The organism is Holdemania sp. 1001302B_160321_E10 (genome assembly GCF_015552275.1).
Taxonomy (GTDB): Bacteria; Bacillota_I; Bacilli_A; order Erysipelotrichales; family Erysipelotrichaceae; genus Holdemania.
Map to the genome: position 1 here is coordinate 77,487 of NZ_JADNEM010000004.1, position 17,710 is coordinate 95,196.

The following is a 17,710-nucleotide window of genomic DNA, read 5'->3' on the forward strand; positions in this document are numbered from 1 at the left end:
ATGAATAAAAAGAAAATCGCACTTATTATTTTATCTGTCGTTATCGTTTCGGTTGGAATTATCGTTGCCGTAAGGATACAGAAAGAAAAAGAAATGGACTTCGGCGAATTTTCAGAACGCTTTGAACAAGCCGCAGAAGAAGTTCTTGGAGAAGATGTCAAGAAAATATCCAAAACAGAGCTTGCGGCAACACTCACTTATGGAGATAAAACTGACGAAGATAACAACATCTACTATCACATTTTGAAAACAACTTTTTACGAAGGAGACCCGGCAAAAATCACCGGATTACATACGGAAGCCCTGGGTGTGCTTTTCCCGGTTGACAGTATGGACAGTTGCGAGGAAATGATGATTCAGGACTGGTATGGTGCGCTTTACAAAAAGGATGACACTGCATATCTGTGTTGGACTTATTCCCCAGAAGTCACCTACGTTCTGGAATACACTCCAAGCAAAATAGATGATTCCGAAATCATCAAGATGGCTGAAAGTGCAGAGGAAATGGAATAAGATTAAACTATTCTGTAAACACTGTTTCTTTAATTGATAAATCACTTATACAGCGAACGGACAGGGATCTGTTTTTTTATTTCCCTGCATACATAATTCTATATAGCATTTAGCTTTCTAAGGAAAAAACGCAAAAATGAAGCCACGACCACTCCATGCGGAGAAACGGTCGTGGCTTTTTCTACCATTGAACAAGCTATCTATTTTTATTAGTGAGAAAAGACAATCCATGTTCCATTATTCAGTTTTGCCTTTCAGAAATCTGTTTGCGGTCTTATTTGCAATCTTCACCAGGAACAGCATTACCGGTACTTCAGTCAGAACGCCCACGGTAGTCGCCAGTGCTGCGGGAGAGGTTGTTCCGAACAAGGCGATTGCCACGGCAACTGCCAGCTCAAAGAAATTGGATGCACCGATCATGCCAGCAGGAGCGGCGATTTTGTGCGGCAACTTCAAAACATAAGATGCGATATAGGCAATGGCGAAAATCAGGAAAGTCTGCAAAATCAGCGGCACGGCAATCAGAACAATGTGTAGCGGATTTTCCAGAATGATATTCCCCTGGAACGAGAAAATCATCACCAGTGTCAGAAGCAGACCGATGGTGGTGATGCCGTCGAACTTCTTTACAAATGTGTTTTCAAAATAGTCTTTACCACGCTTCCTGATCACCAATGTGCGGGTCAGCATACCGCCAGCCAAAGGAATTACCACGAACAGAACCACCGACAGAATTAGTGTATCCCAGGGAACCGACACATTGGAAACACCCAGCAAAAACTTCACAATCGGCACGAAGGCAAACAGAATAATCAGGTCATTGGTTGCTACCTGTACCACCGTGTAGGCAGGATCGCCTTTGGTCAGTGTACTCCACACAAAGACCATCGCTGTGCAGGGTGCAGCCCCCAACAGAACCGCACCGGCAAGGTATTCCGTTGCGAGTTCCGGGGTAATGAATGCTTTGAAGATCACAAAAAAGAACAGGCTTGCAATGCCGTACATCGTGAAGGGTTTAATAAGCCAGTTGGTGATCCATGTAACGAACAACCCCTTGGGATTCTTGCCTACATTCTTGATACTCTGAAAATCCACCTTCATCATCATGGGGTATATCATCAGCCAGATTAGTATTGCCATAGGGATGGACACCTTGGCATATTCAAACTGATTAAGAAATGCTGGAACGCTGGGCAGATACTTTCCAATCAGAATACCCAGCACCATGCAGATGATAACCCAAACAGTCAGGTATCGCTGAAAGAAGCTGATACCTGTATCGCTATCTCGTTTCATATCCTCTATCCTCCTTTTTACAAATTCAAAACTTTCGATATGTTGTTTTTGATGGAAGCCGATTCAGGCACTCCCTGTATCGGCTTCCTTTTGTCAGCTCAATCTTGCTTTTAACTGGAGCATTTTCTGCTCAATTTGACGAATCGTTTCCAAAAACACTTCGTCACTTTGTCCACTGGGATCATCCAGTCCCCAGTTCTCCGCATACTGGCTGGGAACATCGGGACAGCTAACATTGCACCCCATGAAGATCACCACATCCGGGGCAGGAATATCAGACAACAGTTTGTTATGCTGTGTCAGCTCCATGTCGATGCCATGCACCTGCTTCATCAGCCGCACCGCATCGGGATTGATGTGGTCTTTCAGAGCAGTACCGGCAGAGTAGCTGTCGAACACATCGGATGCCAGTTTCTTGCCCAGAGCTTCCGCAATCTGGCTGCGGCAAGAATTATGGACGCAGACAAAAGCTACCTTGGGTTTGCCCTCACAGTTCAGCTCAGGTTTGTAGGTTTCATAATCATAGTCGATGTCCAGCTTGCCGTCATCACCAAAGTAATGGATGGCTTCCATCGGACAGTTGCGCTCACAGCCGTGACAGCCGTGGACGCAGCCAAGCCCATAGACAACCTTGGGCATACCGGTTTTGGTATCGGGCTTATAAACACCATGCTTGCACATATCATTACAAGCCATACAGCCGACGCATTTGTCATAATCAATGATTGGATACCATCCTTTACTCATAACACACCCTCCTTAGAAGCCCAGTTTGTGCAGCAGCTTCTCCACATCCGCAGTTTTCAAAACCTTACCCATAGAAACAACCTTTTCATTGACCACCAGAGCAGGCATACTCATCACGCCGTACTCCATGATCTTTGCCATGTCGGTCACATATTCCACCTCAATAGAAAGCCCCATGTTCTGAACCGCTTCCTTGGTAGCTTCCAACAGAGCATGGCAGCTCTTGCAGCCGGAGCCGAGAACCTTGATGCAGCAAATTCCGTCTTTTGCTTCAGGGCAGCAGTCGTTTTTAATTTCTTCTGCCTCACTTGTCGGGCAACCGCAGTTGCAAGCGCAAGCGGGAGCCTTCTTTTCTTCTTCCTGCTTCTTTCCAAAATTGAACAGTGCCATAATAATACCTCCAAAATTTATTATTGATTAAAATGCGAGCCAGAACATATACAAGCCAATGAGCAGGATCGCCGTACCCATGACTATTTTCAAAACAAAAGCAGCGCTGTTGTATCTTTTACTGCTGTTGATTTTTTGGACAAAGCCGATGGATGTACCAGCCACCATAACCAGTGCGCTGTGTCCGATGGAATAAAGCAGCATCAGCAAAATGCCCCAGATCAGATTTCCTTCCCCGGCTACAATGGCAAGCAGTGCAATCAGCACCGGTGTAGAACAGGGTGAGGAGAAGATTCCCCCCAGAATGCCCATCAAAAATGCTCCTACAAAGCCTTTCTTTTTATTCATGGAAATGAGATTCACCGAGGGGATGAAGTTAAAAATCTCCCATGTTTGAAGTGCCATCAACACCATCAGGACGCCGAGAATCATGTACCAAACTGGAGAAGATGTTCCCATCAGTTTGCCGGCAGATGTGGCAATGATGCCAAGGGTAACAAAGGTCACGGCTGTTCCTGCCGAGAATATGACGGAATAAGCAAAGGCTCTTTTGGTGTTTTTCTCTCCAACACCACCCACATAGCCGATAACCAACGGCACACTGGACAGAGAGCAGGGCGTTACTGATGTGAGAACTCCTGCTAAAAGTGCGAGAAATGGAGCAAGCCAAAAGTTGTTCTGAATGACTTCGGCAATTTGGGAAAGCCAAGTGTCAATCAAACTATTCCACCCCCATTTCTTTCAAAATAGCCCACATCTGTTCCTCGGTCAAGCCGCCTTGATGAACGGTAAAGATGTGTTCGCCGGTTTCTCTATGGCTATACATCGTAAATCCAATCTGAGCAGAGAGTTCTTCGCTTGGGACGAATGGTGTGCCATCTGCATTCACAAGAACCTGGGTAGGAATGACCTGGACCGGGACATTGCTTGCCGCTTCGGGATAATCCCACACATTGATAAACTTAATAAATGCTTTTCCCTGAAATTCCTTGTTGGCCTTTTCCAGAACGGGAGCCATTTCCTTACAGGGGATGCAGGAATCCGCACCGTAGTCAATGATTGCAGGCAGACCGAAAGATGCCAGTTCCTCAAAATCAATGGCGTCCTGTTCACGAAGTCCAAAGTCAGCACCTTCCAAGCTTTCCGGCAGTTCGACCTCGGTTTGCAAAAGTGTGTTATCATCGGTCACATCTGCCTGTTCTTTCTGATTCTTCACAAGCCACATTCCACCGATCAACGCCACGATCAAGACAGGGATTATGATTTTAACGATAAGTGATCTCTGTTTTTCCATGTTTTCATTCTCCACAGCAGCAACACCCCTGTTTCTTTTCCATAGAGTCGCCGGTGTCTCCCACATAGGAGATTGCCCCGGAAGGGCATTTCTTCTGGCAGCCGTGGCAGTGGTCGATACAGCTATCAGGATTGACCACTACCGGAACGGGTGCCTTTTGTTTATCATAGACACCGTGAGGGCAGAACTCCACGCAGGTTCCACACTCCACACAAGTCAGAATGTCAATGACAGGATACCATTTTTTCGCCATGTTTGTTTCCTCCTCTTACACAAGTAAATATTGAATTGCATTGAAGAAATAACCCACAATGATAATTCCGACCGTACAGATCGCCACAAAGATGCCCAGCAGCTTGGGCTTTACCGCCTTGCGGAGCATAATCATGGAAGGAAGAGAAAGGGTCGTGACAGCCATCATAAAGCTAAGCACCACACCAAGTAATGCGCCCTTTGCCAGCAGAGCTTCCGCAATCGGAATCGTGCCGAATATATCAGCATACATAGGAACACCGGCAATAGTCGCAAGAACCACACCGAAAGGATTGTTGTCACCAAGCACCTTGACGATAAATTCTTCCGGAATCCAGTTATGAATGAAGGCACCAATACCCACACCAATCAGAACATAAGGAGCAACCTTTTTGGCGGTCGATACCACCTGCTCCCAAGCATACTGTATTCGATCTTTGAAATGTAGTTCCTCTTGGGGTACATCCAGTGACCGTCCGTTACGGATGTATTCTTCCACCTGGTTTTCAAGGTGCAGCTTTTCAATCAGTGTGCCGCCGGCAACGGCAATCACCAGCCCCAGCACCACATAAACGACAGCGACCTTCCAGCCGAAGATGCTCATCAGCAGCACCAGACTTCCCAAATCCACCATGGGGGAGGAAATCAGGAAGGAAAATGTCACGCCCAAAGGCAGACCGGCGCTGGTAAAGCCGATGAACAGCGGAATGGACGAACAGGAACAGAAGGGTGTTACGGTTCCCAACAAGGCTGCAACACAATTTGCTCCAATGCCATGGAAGCGACCCAGAATCCTTTTTGTGCGCTCCGGTGGGAAGTAGCTCTGAATATAAGAGATAAGCAGAATCAGGACTCCCAACAGCACCATGATTTTGATAACATCGTAGATAAAGAACTGAATACTGCCGCCCACTTTGCTGGTCAAGTCTAACCCACAGGCTTCCAAGACACTGCCAATCAGACGATTTAACCATTTCATTCCAAGGACTTCATTTTGGAAGAAGTCCCACCCCGTGCGTAATGCTTGCATATTTGTTTCCTCACTTTCATTTCAAATTCAAAATTTTCGATTTGATATGCCTGTAAAAAGCCATCTCCGCATTGGGATGGCCTTTTACCTTACTTACAGCATCCTTTGCATTCTGTGCTGCTTTCTGATACTGCTGTAATCTTTTTCAGTAGCTCGATTGCTTTTTCACTGCCTTCTTTACTGATTTGATAATGTGTCCATTTGCCTTCTTCTCGGCTTGTGACAATACCGGAATCGCAAAGAATTTTCATGTGGTAAGAAAGGGATGACTGAGGCATACCCATTTCATCAATTAACACGCAGGCGCATTTTTCTCCGGTATGCAGTAATTCCAATATCCGCTGACGACGCTCATCGCACAGAGCTTTGAAAACCTTTGCACGTTCCTCGTATACTGTTTCCATGCCTTCACCTCAAATCTAAATTTCTTGATTTGATTATACGCTTCAAATCAAAAAAAGTCAATATGAATTTTTAAGGTGTCTTGATCATAAAATCGAAAAATAAAAAAAGAACCACAGCCTACACTCCAAACCGGAGCGTGGACTGTGGTATTTTCAATTATCGCAGTGGCTTCTTTTGCTCTTTTTCCTGTTCCTTCTTCTTGTCAATATTCAGAATCGTCTCGACCGTCTGCTTGGCAATTAGGTATTCCTGCATATCTTTCTTGACCTGTCGATACTCTGCATAGGCTTGTTTTTTCTCAACCAACAACTGATTGAACTCTTCATGCAGAGCCTTACGGGAAGGAACCTTTTTGCCCTCCAGTTGGTCAAAGGCTTGCTTTGCCGCTTTGTGAAGCATCAGCTCATCACGATGCTCTTCAAAGAACTTCTTGCTGTACCCGGATTTGCGATATGCTTCATAGGTTTTTCTGGTCTTGGAGTAGTTATTGATGTGTGTCTGCAAAACGCCGATTTCTGCCATCCGCTTTTCAGCCGCCTTGATGTCAGAGGAAAGCTCAGAAAATCGTGAAGTCAGCTTATCTGTTAAAGCGACTAAATCTTCATAGCTGTCCACACCTTTTTCTTTCAAAAGGCAGACTGTCCTGGCAGCTTCCTTACGGTTGTATTTCTTTGCCCAGCGCTCATACCCGGCAGATTTACCTTCAGCCATTTTCGCCTGGATGTCAATAAGCAGATTGAACTGCTTGGGAGCAGAAGCCTGACGGGTTGCACTTCGGGGCTTACGACGGGACTTGCCGGCAATGACGGCACGAAGTTCTTCATCGGAGTAATCTTCACCCAGAGAACGCAGACGAATGAATCGCTTCTGTCCCTTTCCACGGAACGCCGGTTGCTTACCGTCCTTGAACTCAAAACCAAGCTCATCCATCTTTTTCAGAAACTCGGCATAGTTCCTTGGCTTCTCCTGAAGCACTTGGTCGATAGCATCACACAACTCGTCCCGCTGGGTACGCTTCTTAGGAAATACGGTTCTTTTCTGACGCTCCCGATAGGGCTTCGGCGTGATAATGGAAAGCCCATGCTCTGTGCATACACGGTCACTGAGCTTTTGAACGGCTCGACCAGAAAGGAAGAAGTTGTTGAACTTCCGGAAGCAGTCAATGGATGTGGAATTATAGATGATGTGGTTGTGTATATGGGCTTTGTCAATGTGCGTCGCAACAATGAAAGCATGATTGCCTTTCGTCCAGCGCATTGCAGTTTCATAACCAACCCGGTTTGCTTCTTCCGGGGTTATTTCTCCGGGCTTGAAAGACTGGCGAATTTGGTATGCGATGATATTGTTCTTCTGCTGTCTGCCGGTGATGTGCTGATACTGCCTTTTGGAAAGCAGAAACTCTTCATCGGCAGTCTTTGGATCGCACTCATACGAACTGATAAATTCACCGTCGTTGGTCTTTGCGGCGTTTTGGGAGTAGTCGGTACGATCAGCCAGACACTGAGCAACCGATTTGCCTTTGTTTACATGGAGTGCAATCAACCTTGTTGCTGCCATTCATTCACCGTCCTTTCCAAAAGAAAAAGCCACCGGTCGGTGACTCTCTCATACACTATCTCAGCATCTTTTCTCTATCTTCTGCGCCACGCAGATATGCAAGTTTTACCAAATGCAGCTGAACCGAATACATACTATTGATGGTGTGTTCACATTGCTTCCAAAGTTCGATATTCGATTCGCCTACAATGCTTGCCAAGGTCTTAACCGCTTCATCTGCCAGTGCTTGCAGCTCTGCATACCGTTCATCATCCCCGGCGATTTCTCCAGTTGGATCAGTAAAAGCTATGTCAAAGTAGTGTTCCATAAATGCTCTATCCATAAGATTCTCCCATCTTAAAAAGAAATAAATTCCTTGATATGGTTTCCCAAAGTCTCGAATTTTACAACTGCCCAGACCAACAGGAAGATTGCCAGGATTGCGACCAGCCCCATGCCAACAAAGATTGCCAGAGATGTCCAGAGCGCTTTTACAATACAGTAAACTGCACACCCGGCAATAACCAACAGCAACAATCCTATCACATAAGAGGAAATGTTGGTGAGCAGATTTCCGATGATACAAACGACTTGTACAACGAGCAGCACAGGGAGTGCCAATACTTTCAATATCATCTTCATAGGAACAACTCCTTTCTTTCTACCTATATTTTACCTGATTATGGTCATACGCACAATGATGTCAAGGTATGTAAAGCCGCAGCCGAAACTGCGACTTCCCGACAAGTTGTCGGCAATTATTGGATACTGGACAGCCGAACCAGCACCTCCTTCATGTCGGTCCAGATTTTTTCCAGTCGTTCCTGCAAGTCCTTGATGTCGGCTTCATAGATGCTGCCGGTCTCATTGGCTCGCTTTGCGTACTGGTTCAGGTTATTGGAGCAGATTCGCAGGAGCGAAACCAGTGCTTTCACATCCTGCAAATCCAGATTGATACAGTAACCGTCCAGAGCCATTTTTCTCAGATATGCCCCCATGCTGCGGATGCCAAGCTCGTCCATCTTCTGATGGATTCGCTCGACTTCCTCCTTGGATGCAAGAAAGTGAACATCCTGGTCACGCTTTGCCATTACAACACCTCCTCGTAACCCTCAGAGCGTTTTGCAGGAGGGATATGCTCGGACTTGGATTTCAGATCAGCCAGAACAGAGGGGCGTTCCTCTTCGCTTTTTTCAGCACGGCTTTCCACCGTGTCCTCCATATTGAGTGCCGCATCCAGCTCCGCAAGCCGCTGGCTTTTGGCTACAAGTTCTGCTTCCTGGGGAAATGGTTTTCCAAGCTCTGCTTTTGCAGCTTCCTGCTGATTGTAAAGATTAGTCAGCTGTTCATTGGCTCTTTCCAGCCGTTCAGGAATGCCAGAAAGGGCGTTGTCCAGTCGGGTGATATTTCCTCTGGCATCCGTGCCAAGGGCTACACGGTGGCTCATAGAGCCTTTCAGAACGATGTCAAACTCACTTCGGAAGCTGTCATAGGAAAGCTCCATCTGGAAACCACGGTAGCTGCCCAGCGGAACCGGGTCAGCACTTTTTGTCTCCTTGCAGGCGGCAAGAATGATTTCACCGGCATCAGCTTTTTCCGCATAATACTTGCCCATGATTTCCATACCACAGAATCCCTCGGAGATCTGCGGATGTGCTTCCACGGTCTTAATGTCCGCTTCAAAGCCATGAATATAGCCAGTCTGCTTTTCAATCTCAGCCGGGAAGTATTTCAGGAGCTTATCCTCCATGCGGTACTGCTGGCTCTGGTGGTCAGCTTTCAGCACTTTCAGCCTTGCCACATCAATGTCCAGGTCCATCTTTTCCTTAATGAGAGGATTACCGGCACACAGCGCCTTGATCTCCGCATAGGACAGAGCCTGCTCGTCCACATCGTCACAAGAACGAACCGGAGATTTGGAGGTCATGATCTGGGAAATGAACTTCTGCTTGTTCTCCAGGGTCTGGTACAAATATGCGTCGAATGTCCCTTCAGTAACATACTGATAGACCTGAACCTCTTTGTTCTGGTTTCCCTGACGGATGATACGACCGTTTCTCTGGGTCATATCGGACGGACGCCAGCCCACATCCAGATGGTGAACTGCCACCAGTTTGTCCTGCACATTGGTTCCTGCGCCCATTTTCTGCGTACTTCCAAGCAACACACGCACCTGTCCGGTACGAACCTTGGCAAAGAGTTCTTTCTTCTTTGCTTCAGTATCTGCATCGTGAATAAAGGCGACTTCCTCGTCAGGTACACCGTTTGCGATTAGCTTGGTTTTGATGTCGTCATAGACATTGAATGTTCCGTCATTTTTAGGCGTGGAGAGGTCACAGAACACCAGCTGTGTCAGCCTGTCAGTCTGCCCGTCCTGCCAGATACGGAGGATATTTCCCACACAGGCATTGAGCTTGCTGTTCGGGTCATCCGGCAATAGCGGGTTCATCAGCCGCTGATCCAGTCCCAGCTTCCGCCCATCGCTGGTAATCTTGAGCATATTGTCCACGGACGGATCAATAATACCGGCATGAACATCCGCAGCTCTTTCAGAAAGGGAAGCAACCATATCCTTCTGATACTCAGAGGGCTGTACCACAACGGTCTCAAACTTTGCTTCTGGAACCGGAAGATGCAGCTGGTCAGAGGTCTTGATGTCCGCCACTTCCTTGAACATATTCATCAGTTCAGGAAGGTTGAAGAACTTGGCGAATCGGGTTCTGGCACGGTATCCGGTTCCTTCAGGAGCCAGCTCAATGGCTGTCGTTGTCTCACCAAAGGTGGATGCCCAGGAATCGAAGTGGGTCAGGTTTTTCTTCTGGAGCGTTCCATACTGGAGATAGCGCATGACCGTGTAAAGCTCGGTCATGGAGTTGCTGACCGGAGTGCCGGTGGCGAAGATAACGCCACGACCGCCAGTGATCTCGTCCATATAGCGGCATTTCATAAACATATCCGAGGATTTCTGGGCTTCTGAGGTGGAGAGACCTGCCACGTTCCTCATTTTTGTGTAGAGGAACAAGTTTTTGAACGCATGGCTCTCGTCCACAAACAGCCGGTCAATGCCCAGCTGTTCAAATGTGATGACATCATCCTTTCTGTCGGCGGCAAGGAGCTTGTCCAATCTGGCTTCCAGAGATTTTCTGGTTTTCTCCATCTGCTTGATGGTAAAATTCTCGCCACGCTGATATTTCAGTTCTGCGATTGCACCCTCGATCTCATCAATCTGTTCCTGCAACTGCCGTTCCTGCCGTTCGGCAGACAGCGGAATCTTCTCAAACTGGCTGTGACCGATGATAACGGCATCATAGTCGCCGGTTGCGATACGGGCGCAGAACTTCTTTCGGTTTGCGGTTTCAAAATCTTTCTTTGTGGCAACAAGGAGCTTGGCACTCGGATAGAGGTTGAGAAACTCATTTGCCCACTGCAAGGTGAGGTGGTTCGGAACCACAAACATGGATTTCTGGCTCAGGCCAAGTCGTTTGCTCTCCATAGCCGATGCTGCCATTTCAAAAGTTTTGCCCGCACCAACTTCGTGTGCGAGCAGGGTATTTCCACCATAAAGCACATGGGCGATGGCATTTCTCTGATGTTCCCGGAGAGTAATATCCGGATTTATACCGCCGAAACGAATATGACTACCATCATACTCACGGGGTCTGGTGGAGTTGAAAAGCTCATTGTACTTCGTAACCAGTGCTTCCCGGCGGCGAGGGTCTTTCCATACCCAATCCTGAAACGCATCCTTGATTGCCTGCTGTTTCTGCTGGGCGAGGGTTGTATCCTTTTTATTCAGGACACGCTTCTGCTTTCCATCCGCATCTTCGATGGTGTCATAAATACGAATGTCTTTCAGGTTCAGCGTTTCTTCCAGAATCCGATAGGCGTTGGCACGGTCTGTACCGTAGGTCACATACGCCGCCACATCATTGTAGCTGGGAGAACTTTTTCCGTTGATGCGCCACTCTGCGGTCATTTCGGAGAATTTCACCTCAATCGAACGGCGCAGGTAGTATGGGGTCTCAAAGGTTTCCTGCATGAACTGCTGGATATAGTCGGCATCAATCCAGGTAGCACCCAGACGTACATCAATCTCAGACGCATCCAAGTCCTTCGGCTGTGCCTTTTGCAGAGCTTCAAGATTGACAGCAAAGGCAGAATCACGATTCGCCGCCATTTCTGCGATACGCAGCTTGCTTCTCACATCACCGGAGAGGTATTCATCGGCAGTCTGCCAACCGGCTTCCACATCATCGGGAGCCATTGGGTCTTTGAAGATAACTCCACATAGCTCTGTCTGGATGGCTTCATAGTTCCCAGGAGTGCCTAACAGCTGTGCCATATACGGCAAATCGACCTTGCCACGCTCACCGATGGAGATTGCCAGAGCTTCGGAAGGAGTGTCCACACTGGTCACTCTGCGTTCCGGTTTGATGGTACGCTTGGTGAACATATCGGCTTTGCTTTTCAGATTGCCGTCCTCATCCACATTTTCCAGAGAACACAGGAGGTAGTAAGAGGAATCGTCAGAGAAAGCCTGACCGTTGGCACGGTTGTTAATGAGACCGTTCTTTGCGGTAAAGGCATCATAAGCATCGTTCAACTCTGCCTGCTTGCCCTGAATCATTTCGTCCGGATAATCTTCCATCTGATACGCAATCAGCTCGTTGACAATACGGCGAAGCTCCACCATCCCAACCACACGCTCTTTTGCCTTTTCATTCAGGTCAACATGGCGCATGATGGAGTTTTCACGGAAATAAACCTCACCGTCCACTACCGCATAAGAGTAATTCTTTACATCCGGGGTGGCAGGAAGGGTCTTGGTTTCCTTGCCCTTGTGGTCAGCCACCGGCAGCTCTACCGCCTGATAGGTTCCCTGGATGTGAGATACCGCTTCTTTCAGAAGGTCGGACAGGTCTGCACCCGGAATCGGACGGACGGTAATATCGTCCTTGCCGTAAGGAGTGCTTTCCAGAACCGTATCACCCAGAACCATTTCAGGGTGGTCTACAAAGTAGCTGTTCATGGTGTGTCCTTCTTCGGTGCGGTTCAGATGCACCCAATCCGGAACGATGTCGATAGGATGGTCACGCTTTTGCAGGAAGATGATGTCGGACACGACTTCCGTACCGGCATTTTTCTTAAAAGCATCGTTTGGCAGACGAATAGCCCCAAGCAGTTCTGCTCTCTGCGCCATATATCGTCTTGCATCCGAGTTCTTGGAATCCATGGTATAGCGGCTTGTCACGAAAGCTACCACACCGCCGGGGCGAACCTGATCCAGAGCCTTGGCGAAGAAATAGTTGTGGATAGAGAATCCCAGCTTGTCGTAAGGCTTATCCGATACCTTGTAGTTACCAAACGGCACATTGCCGATAGCCAGATCGTAGAAGTCTCTGCGGTCTGTCGTTTCAAAACCGGCCACCTTGATTTCTGCGTTGGGATAGAGCTTCTGAGCGATTCTGCCGGTGATGGAGTCAAGCTCCACACCATACAGGCGGCTGCTCTGCATCTCAGGAGGCAGCATACCAAAGAAGTTACCGATACCCATGGCTGGTTCCAAAATATTGCCAGTCTCAAAGCCCATCTGCCCAACTGCATCGTAGATGGAGCGAATCACCGTAGGACTTGTATAGTGTGCGTTCAGCGTGGAAGCTCTTGCCGCAGCATACTCATCTTCGGAAAGCAGGTTCTTCAGAGTGGTGTACTCCTGCGCCCAATTTCCCTTGTCAGGGTCAAAGGCATCTGCCAGACCGCCCCAGCCGACATAATTCGACAAAATCTCCTGTTCTTCCGGAGTGGCGTTTCGGTTCTCACGCTCCAACTGGAACAGGGTCTCAATGGCTTCGATATTTCTTGCGAACTTCTGCTTCGGCCCACCTTCACCGATGTGGTCATCTCTGATGTGGAAGTTCACCGCAGGAACAGGCGGGACTTCTCTGGTAGTAATAGACTGCTCAATCTGAGCGATGATGTCCATGACTTCGGCATTCTGCCATCCGTCCACCTTGGCATAGTCCTGAATGATAGTGTCCTTGCCATCCACGCACTGAACGAAATCCAGACTGCCCGGTAAAGGCTTTCTGGTATTCATCGCACCCAAAGCTTTCATCTGTGTGTCAGGCAGTTCATGGTAGGCTCTCAGGGCATCTTCAAAGGAACTGTATTCCTTGATGTCCAGCGCACCACGCTTCTGGATGTCCTCGGCTACATAAAAATGGTCAATGAAATGTTCCGGCTGTACAGGCTCGGCAATGCCATAGACCTGTGCGTGTGCCTTTTCATCAGGATAGTCGCCATAGATACGGATGCACTTATGCTCCTGCTGATCGTAAAGGGCAGCACCGTCATACTTAAACCCGTCATCCTCCATGGTTCCGTCTACATAGCCCTGGGCAGCTTTTTCCGCTTCTTCCAGAGTGTAGTAGTCCAGTTTATCATCGAAGCCGTTTTCAAAGTGATGGTAAGCGGCAACCAGATAACGGGGAGCCATGCGCTCCTCATAGCTGTTAATCATCTCAGGGGTCAGCCACTCCGGTTTGTCAGGAATCGTTTCATACAGTTCACGCATCTTGGCGATCTGTGCATGGCGGTTGCCAGCCCACAGATGTTTTTCGCTGTGCTGCCCTGCACCAAGGAAGTATTCGCAGTCCATACGCAGACGGTCTAACAGCTGATACTCAGGGGTGCAGTCCCTCGGTGCGGTTTCACCCAGAAATTCCTCTGTAGCGGATTTTTCTTCGGCTTGGGCATCAACCTTTACCGTATGGTTTCTTTCATCCTGAGAGAGCATTTTTTCAAAGTTCTCACGGTTCTCCGCACGGAAGATGGGATAAGCAAGCGTAGGGTCACGCAGCTGAACTTCTCTGTCCGTTATCTGCTCCACACGGAAAGCAGTATCGTCCAGATATACCGTATCACCGACCTGATAGTTCCATGCCGGTTCCTCTTGGGCAGGTTCTTCCACGACCTCGGCAGGCTCTGCCGCAGGAGCTTCAGGCTGAACTGCTTCCATAGCTGCTACGGACTGACGGACTTCCTCAAGGTAATCATTGGCAAGCCATTCATCGTCAAAGTATTCCGTTACACCCTCAGGGTCAACATAGTAAGCGCCGGTCTGCTCATCCCAGATGGCATACTCGCCATCCTCGGTATCGACAACAGCGAAACGCTCGTTGACTTCTTCCAAAGGATCTGCCTTGGCAGCTTCGATTGCCTGTCGCTCGGCTTCTTCTTCAGGGGTGAGATAGCGACCTTTCTTCATTAGGGAATCAATTCGCTGTGCCACCTGCGTCCAGGACATCTTCACATTGTCGCAGCCGCTTTTGTTATAACGGACACCCTTGGCGTCGTGATCTTCACCACTGTGCGTTGCACCGGAACAGGCATGGGAATGACCGCCTGTACCATACTCATGCTTTAGGAACTCTGCCTTTTCTTTGGTGGAATGGTTTTCCTGCCAGTAGTTGTAGATACGGGCTTTCCCACCGAAAAAGCCACTTCCACGACCAGTCAGGTCTCGGTTGACTTCATCATCGGTAATGAACTGACGGACAAGGGGTGGATGCACCATATCGCTCTGATACTCCCTGAGAGGGGTATCCAGTTCACCGATACGCTTTCCAATCTTATCAAGCTTATGATAGCGGAATCGAAGCAGGTTGGGGTTCTCGGCAAGGGCTTCTCTGAACTCGGCATACTGCTGAACCAGAATGGACTGGAACTGCGGGTCAGCCAGTTTCTCTGCCAAATCCGCTGTTTCATCAGGGAACCCACGGAACTTGCCCTGATTGAGAATCGCCAGATAGTTTCCTTCCTTGGCTTCGCCACTCAGGTCACGATAGAGATACCAGATGGATTCAGCCAGTTTCTGACGCTCATAGCCCGGTGCTTCCACCAGTTCCACATTGGTAGCAAACTGACCGTTTTCAAGCAATTCCCCGATACGGGTTGCGGCATCTTCCCAAGAAATGATCTGCGCTCTGGGACTGTCAATGGCAGAGGAACCTTTGGCAAGGTGAATGCCATCCTCGGCATACCACGCAGAAATGTTTCCGCTGTCCTCTTTGATACCGAAACCGCCGTGATAGACTTCTTTCAGAGTCTGGGCGATTTCCTCCACGGACTTCTGCTTCATATACTCCAGAGCTACGATTTTTCTGGCTTCATCCGTATTACTGCCAAGCAGTAAGAAGTGGTCAATTTCCTCCTGGGCAAAAGAAAAAGCAGAGGGCTTGAAGCTCTCTGCTTGGTCGATAAAACTGATTTGTTCATTTTCGGAGAGGAACAGGTTGAGCGTTAGCTGTTGATAAGCTCCGTCATCACGACTTCCTCTGCCTGTGCTTTCAGGCTGTTCATGTGCTGCACCCACGCCATCTGATTGGTCTCTTTGTCCGGTGCTGGGTTCTGCTCCAGATACTGCTTCATCAGCTGATCCATTCTGGTGTTCGCCGTGTCCTCGATCTCCCACAGATGCGGGAACAGGCTCTCCGTCAGAATCATGTCGTTCAGGAGCATCGGATTGTTCTGCTCCAGAAATGCTCTGCGCATCCTGCCATACTTGCCCAGAACTCTGTCGCTCTGGTTCTCCAGTACCATGTTCGGAATCTGGTAATCCCCAACCTGTCTGTAATTCATTTCGTTCATCATATTCGCTCCTTTCAGCAGTTCTGCTCTGCTCGTATTCACCAATCGCTTTTTCGATCTCCCCGAACATCCTTGAACTGATGGCATTGACCGCAGTACCAAGGGCATTTACGGTCTGCCTGCTGTTAAAATCAAAGACCTTCTGGAAATCCTCATGCTCGAAGTAGTTGTCGGGATTCTCCACCAGTCGGCTGTACATTGCGTAGGATACGCTGTTTGCGACCGCTGTTTTGAAAGCCACTTCGATGTTAAGTTCATCATACTCCTCAAGGAAGCTATTGGCAACGATGTCGAGGAACTGCTTTCTGTTGTCAGCCCAATACTCCGAAGCGAGACTCTGTGCGATGTCCTCAAGCTGCGCTTCAAGCAGACCGTCTGCTTTCACGCCGAAGGTGCGCTCCATGGCATCCATGACATACGCACGATTCTCAGCTGTGACCTCCCACGGTTTCAGTTCAGGAGAAGAACGGCGAGTGCCGGTGTCAGCCACATCAAACACATAGCGCAGGTAAGGCTTATCCCTGTTGGTTACAAACAGGGCAATGCCGGTGGAACCTCGTCTGACATATCTGCGATATTTCTCATCGTTCCATTCTTCATAGGGCTTACAGAAGGTAGCACCCGGACGCTGGGCATAGATCATCACCTGTTCGGGATAGGTGAAATCGTAGTTACGAGCCATCGTAGTCAGAAAAGATGTCCAGTTATCCTTATTGGCTGTGATCCTGTTGATGGTTTCTTTTGCCATCCCCGAATAAAATCGCTCTTTAGCGTTCATTTCTTACCTCCAATCCTTAAAAATCAGGATAAAGGTTCAGCCTTTCAAAAGTCTCATCGTCCATATCGGACAGTTTTCGGAGAACAGAATCAGCCAGAGAACGAAGCTCTGCTTCATCCTCGGCAAGCTGCACCTTCATCTGTGTGAGTGCTTCACGAAGCCCCGACACCGTGCCGGGGCTGTAAAGCATCATCAAATTCATTTCATCGTGTGTGAAGTCTATCATTCAATATCCCTTTCCGGGTGGCTTCTGGAAGGTTTGCGGGGTGTGTCGAAAACCGGCATTTCTTTCAGCTGTTCCAGAACGGAAGGTCGTTCCTCGGTGGCAGGAGCCTTACCGTTGTTGATGACGCCATCCAACATCCCGTAGTCGTCCTCCATAGCCATCTCTGCGTTTTTCAGATAGTTTTCGGGTTTCATAAAGTCCTGAAGCTCCACAAAACCGAAGGCATCAACGTAATAACAGGATACCTCACCGGCTACCTTCAAGGCTACGATGTCGCTGACCGACATACTGTGACCACGGAAGTCCTCAGGATGGTCGATATTGAATTTGGTGTACAGTCCTTCCAACTGTTCTGCAGCACCGGCAGACTGTTCGATAGGACCATTGTAGACCACCTCATAGTGGTCAATGGTCGGCTGTTCCTCCAGTTTCTGAATATGCCAGTACGGCATGAAACGGAACTGCTCAGTCTCGTCAATGCGCTTCAGCTGAAGAACTGCGTAAGAGTCGGTGGAGCTTTCCAGAAAAGCCACCATTCTTTCGTCAGATGTGGTGTTCCCGTGAACATCATCCCATTTCTCAATTTTCATAGGC

At 48.4% G+C, this 17,710-nt stretch carries 17 protein-coding genes and 1 pseudogene; 1 reads left to right on the forward strand and 17 read right to left on the reverse strand.

Annotated features, from left to right (window positions below; all coding sequences use genetic code 11):
- Complete coding sequence (locus I2D94_RS03465; RefSeq protein WP_195395624.1) at window positions 1-513, forward strand: hypothetical protein; 513 nt, start codon at window positions 1-3, stop codon at window positions 511-513.
- Between the two features lie 237 nt (window positions 514-750).
- Here I2D94_RS03465 and arsB read toward each other — a convergent pair whose 3' ends face one another.
- The 17 genes and pseudogenes from arsB to I2D94_RS03540 form a co-directional block, all read right to left on the reverse strand.
- Window positions 751-1,809 carry an ACR3 family arsenite efflux transporter gene (arsB, locus tag I2D94_RS03470; RefSeq protein WP_195395625.1) on the reverse strand — a complete coding sequence of 353 codons (1,059 nt, stop codon included), beginning with the start codon at window positions 1,807-1,809 and terminating at the stop codon, window positions 751-753.
- Window positions 1,810-1,902: 93 nt separating this feature from the next.
- Window positions 1,903-2,307, reverse strand: coding sequence for an arsenate reductase ArsC (locus I2D94_RS18170; protein ID WP_229056747.1), 405 nt, complete (start codon window positions 2,305-2,307; stop codon window positions 1,903-1,905).
- 171 nt (window positions 2,308-2,478) lie between these two features.
- Window positions 2,479-2,556 (reverse strand): annotated as a pseudogene (locus tag I2D94_RS18175) (4Fe-4S binding protein); the annotation flags it as partial.
- Window positions 2,557-2,568: 12 nt separating this feature from the next.
- Window positions 2,569-2,946 (reverse strand): thioredoxin family protein, encoded by a 378-nt coding sequence (locus I2D94_RS03480; RefSeq protein ID WP_195395627.1) that lies wholly within the window; start codon window positions 2,944-2,946, stop codon window positions 2,569-2,571.
- A 27-nt stretch (window positions 2,947-2,973) separates the two neighbouring features.
- Window positions 2,974-3,666, reverse strand: a complete 693-nt coding sequence (locus I2D94_RS03485) for a cytochrome c biogenesis CcdA family protein (RefSeq protein ID WP_195395628.1) — start codon at window positions 3,664-3,666, stop codon at window positions 2,974-2,976.
- Window position 3,667: 1 nt separating this feature from the next.
- Complete coding sequence (locus tag I2D94_RS03490; protein ID WP_195395629.1) at window positions 3,668-4,240, reverse strand: co-chaperone YbbN; 573 nt, start codon at window positions 4,238-4,240, stop codon at window positions 3,668-3,670.
- A gap of 4 nt (window positions 4,241-4,244) precedes the next feature.
- Entirely contained in the window at window positions 4,245-4,493 is a 249-nt protein-coding gene (locus I2D94_RS03495) for a ferredoxin family protein (RefSeq protein WP_195395630.1), read from the reverse strand.
- A 15-nt stretch (window positions 4,494-4,508) separates the two neighbouring features.
- Window positions 4,509-5,522 (reverse strand): permease, encoded by a 1,014-nt coding sequence (locus I2D94_RS03500; RefSeq protein WP_195395631.1) that lies wholly within the window; start codon window positions 5,520-5,522, stop codon window positions 4,509-4,511.
- A gap of 89 nt (window positions 5,523-5,611) precedes the next feature.
- Window positions 5,612-5,926: a helix-turn-helix transcriptional regulator gene (locus tag I2D94_RS03505; RefSeq protein WP_195395632.1), complete on the reverse strand. Its 315-nt coding sequence runs from the start codon at window positions 5,924-5,926 to the stop codon at window positions 5,612-5,614.
- A 157-nt stretch (window positions 5,927-6,083) separates the two neighbouring features.
- A complete protein-coding gene (locus tag I2D94_RS03510; RefSeq protein WP_195395633.1) occupies window positions 6,084-7,484 on the reverse strand; it encodes a relaxase/mobilization nuclease domain-containing protein in 1,401 nt (466 codons plus the stop codon).
- Window positions 7,485-7,539: 55 nt separating this feature from the next.
- A complete protein-coding gene (locus I2D94_RS03515) occupies window positions 7,540-7,806 on the reverse strand; it encodes a hypothetical protein (protein ID WP_195395634.1) in 267 nt (88 codons plus the stop codon).
- A gap of 14 nt (window positions 7,807-7,820) precedes the next feature.
- Window positions 7,821-8,105, reverse strand: coding sequence for a hypothetical protein (locus I2D94_RS03520; RefSeq protein WP_195395635.1), 285 nt, complete (start codon window positions 8,103-8,105; stop codon window positions 7,821-7,823).
- A 116-nt stretch (window positions 8,106-8,221) separates the two neighbouring features.
- Complete coding sequence (mobC, locus tag I2D94_RS03525) at window positions 8,222-8,554, reverse strand: plasmid mobilization relaxosome protein MobC (RefSeq protein ID WP_195395636.1); 333 nt, start codon at window positions 8,552-8,554, stop codon at window positions 8,222-8,224.
- Complete coding sequence (locus I2D94_RS03530; protein WP_370544607.1) at window positions 8,554-15,603, reverse strand: LPD11 domain-containing protein; 7,050 nt, start codon at window positions 15,601-15,603, stop codon at window positions 8,554-8,556. The genes mobC and I2D94_RS03530 overlap by 1 nt, the downstream gene beginning before the upstream one ends.
- A gap of 161 nt (window positions 15,604-15,764) precedes the next feature.
- Window positions 15,765-16,220, reverse strand: a complete 456-nt coding sequence (locus I2D94_RS18180; protein WP_370544606.1) for a TnpV protein — start codon at window positions 16,218-16,220, stop codon at window positions 15,765-15,767.
- Window positions 16,221-16,906: 686 nt separating this feature from the next.
- A complete protein-coding gene (locus I2D94_RS03535) occupies window positions 16,907-17,116 on the reverse strand; it encodes a transposon-transfer assisting family protein (protein ID WP_195395638.1) in 210 nt (69 codons plus the stop codon).
- Window positions 17,113-17,706, reverse strand: coding sequence for a YodL domain-containing protein (locus tag I2D94_RS03540; protein ID WP_195395639.1), 594 nt, complete (start codon window positions 17,704-17,706; stop codon window positions 17,113-17,115). The genes I2D94_RS03535 and I2D94_RS03540 overlap by 4 nt, the downstream gene beginning before the upstream one ends.
- Window positions 17,707-17,710 lie beyond the last annotated feature (4 nt).

Bases quoted from the DNA above. Each gene is read 5' to 3' on its own strand.
- mobC (WP_195395636.1), bottom strand. From the start codon at position 8,554: ATGGCAAAGCGTGACCAGGATGTTCACTTTCTTGCATCCAAGGAGGAA.
- I2D94_RS03480 (WP_195395627.1), bottom strand. From the start codon at position 2,946: ATGGCACTGTTCAATTTTGGAAAGAAGCAGGAAGAAGAAAAGAAGGCT.
- I2D94_RS03535 (WP_195395638.1), bottom strand. From the start codon at position 17,116: ATGATAGACTTCACACACGATGAAATGAATTTGATGATGCTTTACAGC.
- I2D94_RS03520 (WP_195395635.1), bottom strand. From the start codon at position 8,105: ATGAAGATGATATTGAAAGTATTGGCACTCCCTGTGCTGCTCGTTGTA.
- I2D94_RS03500 (WP_195395631.1), bottom strand. From the start codon at position 5,522: ATGCAAGCATTACGCACGGGGTGGGACTTCTTCCAAAATGAAGTCCTT.
- I2D94_RS03540 (WP_195395639.1), bottom strand. From the start codon at position 17,706: ATGAAAATTGAGAAATGGGATGATGTTCACGGGAACACCACATCTGAC.
- arsB (WP_195395625.1), bottom strand. From the start codon at position 1,809: ATGAAACGAGATAGCGATACAGGTATCAGCTTCTTTCAGCGATACCTG.
- I2D94_RS03490 (WP_195395629.1), bottom strand. From the start codon at position 4,240: ATGGAAAAACAGAGATCACTTATCGTTAAAATCATAATCCCTGTCTTG.
- I2D94_RS03530 (WP_370544607.1), bottom strand. From the start codon at position 15,603: ATGAAGCAGAAGTCCGTGGAGGAAATCGCCCAGACTCTGAAAGAAGTC.
- I2D94_RS03465 (WP_195395624.1), top strand. From the start codon at position 1: ATGAATAAAAAGAAAATCGCACTTATTATTTTATCTGTCGTTATCGTT.
- I2D94_RS03505 (WP_195395632.1), bottom strand. From the start codon at position 5,926: ATGGAAACAGTATACGAGGAACGTGCAAAGGTTTTCAAAGCTCTGTGC.
- I2D94_RS03515 (WP_195395634.1), bottom strand. From the start codon at position 7,806: ATGGATAGAGCATTTATGGAACACTACTTTGACATAGCTTTTACTGAT.
- I2D94_RS18180 (WP_370544606.1), bottom strand. From the start codon at position 16,220: ATGCCCTTGGTACTGCGGTCAATGCCATCAGTTCAAGGATGTTCGGGG.
- I2D94_RS03495 (WP_195395630.1), bottom strand. From the start codon at position 4,493: ATGGCGAAAAAATGGTATCCTGTCATTGACATTCTGACTTGTGTGGAG.
- I2D94_RS03510 (WP_195395633.1), bottom strand. From the start codon at position 7,484: ATGGCAGCAACAAGGTTGATTGCACTCCATGTAAACAAAGGCAAATCG.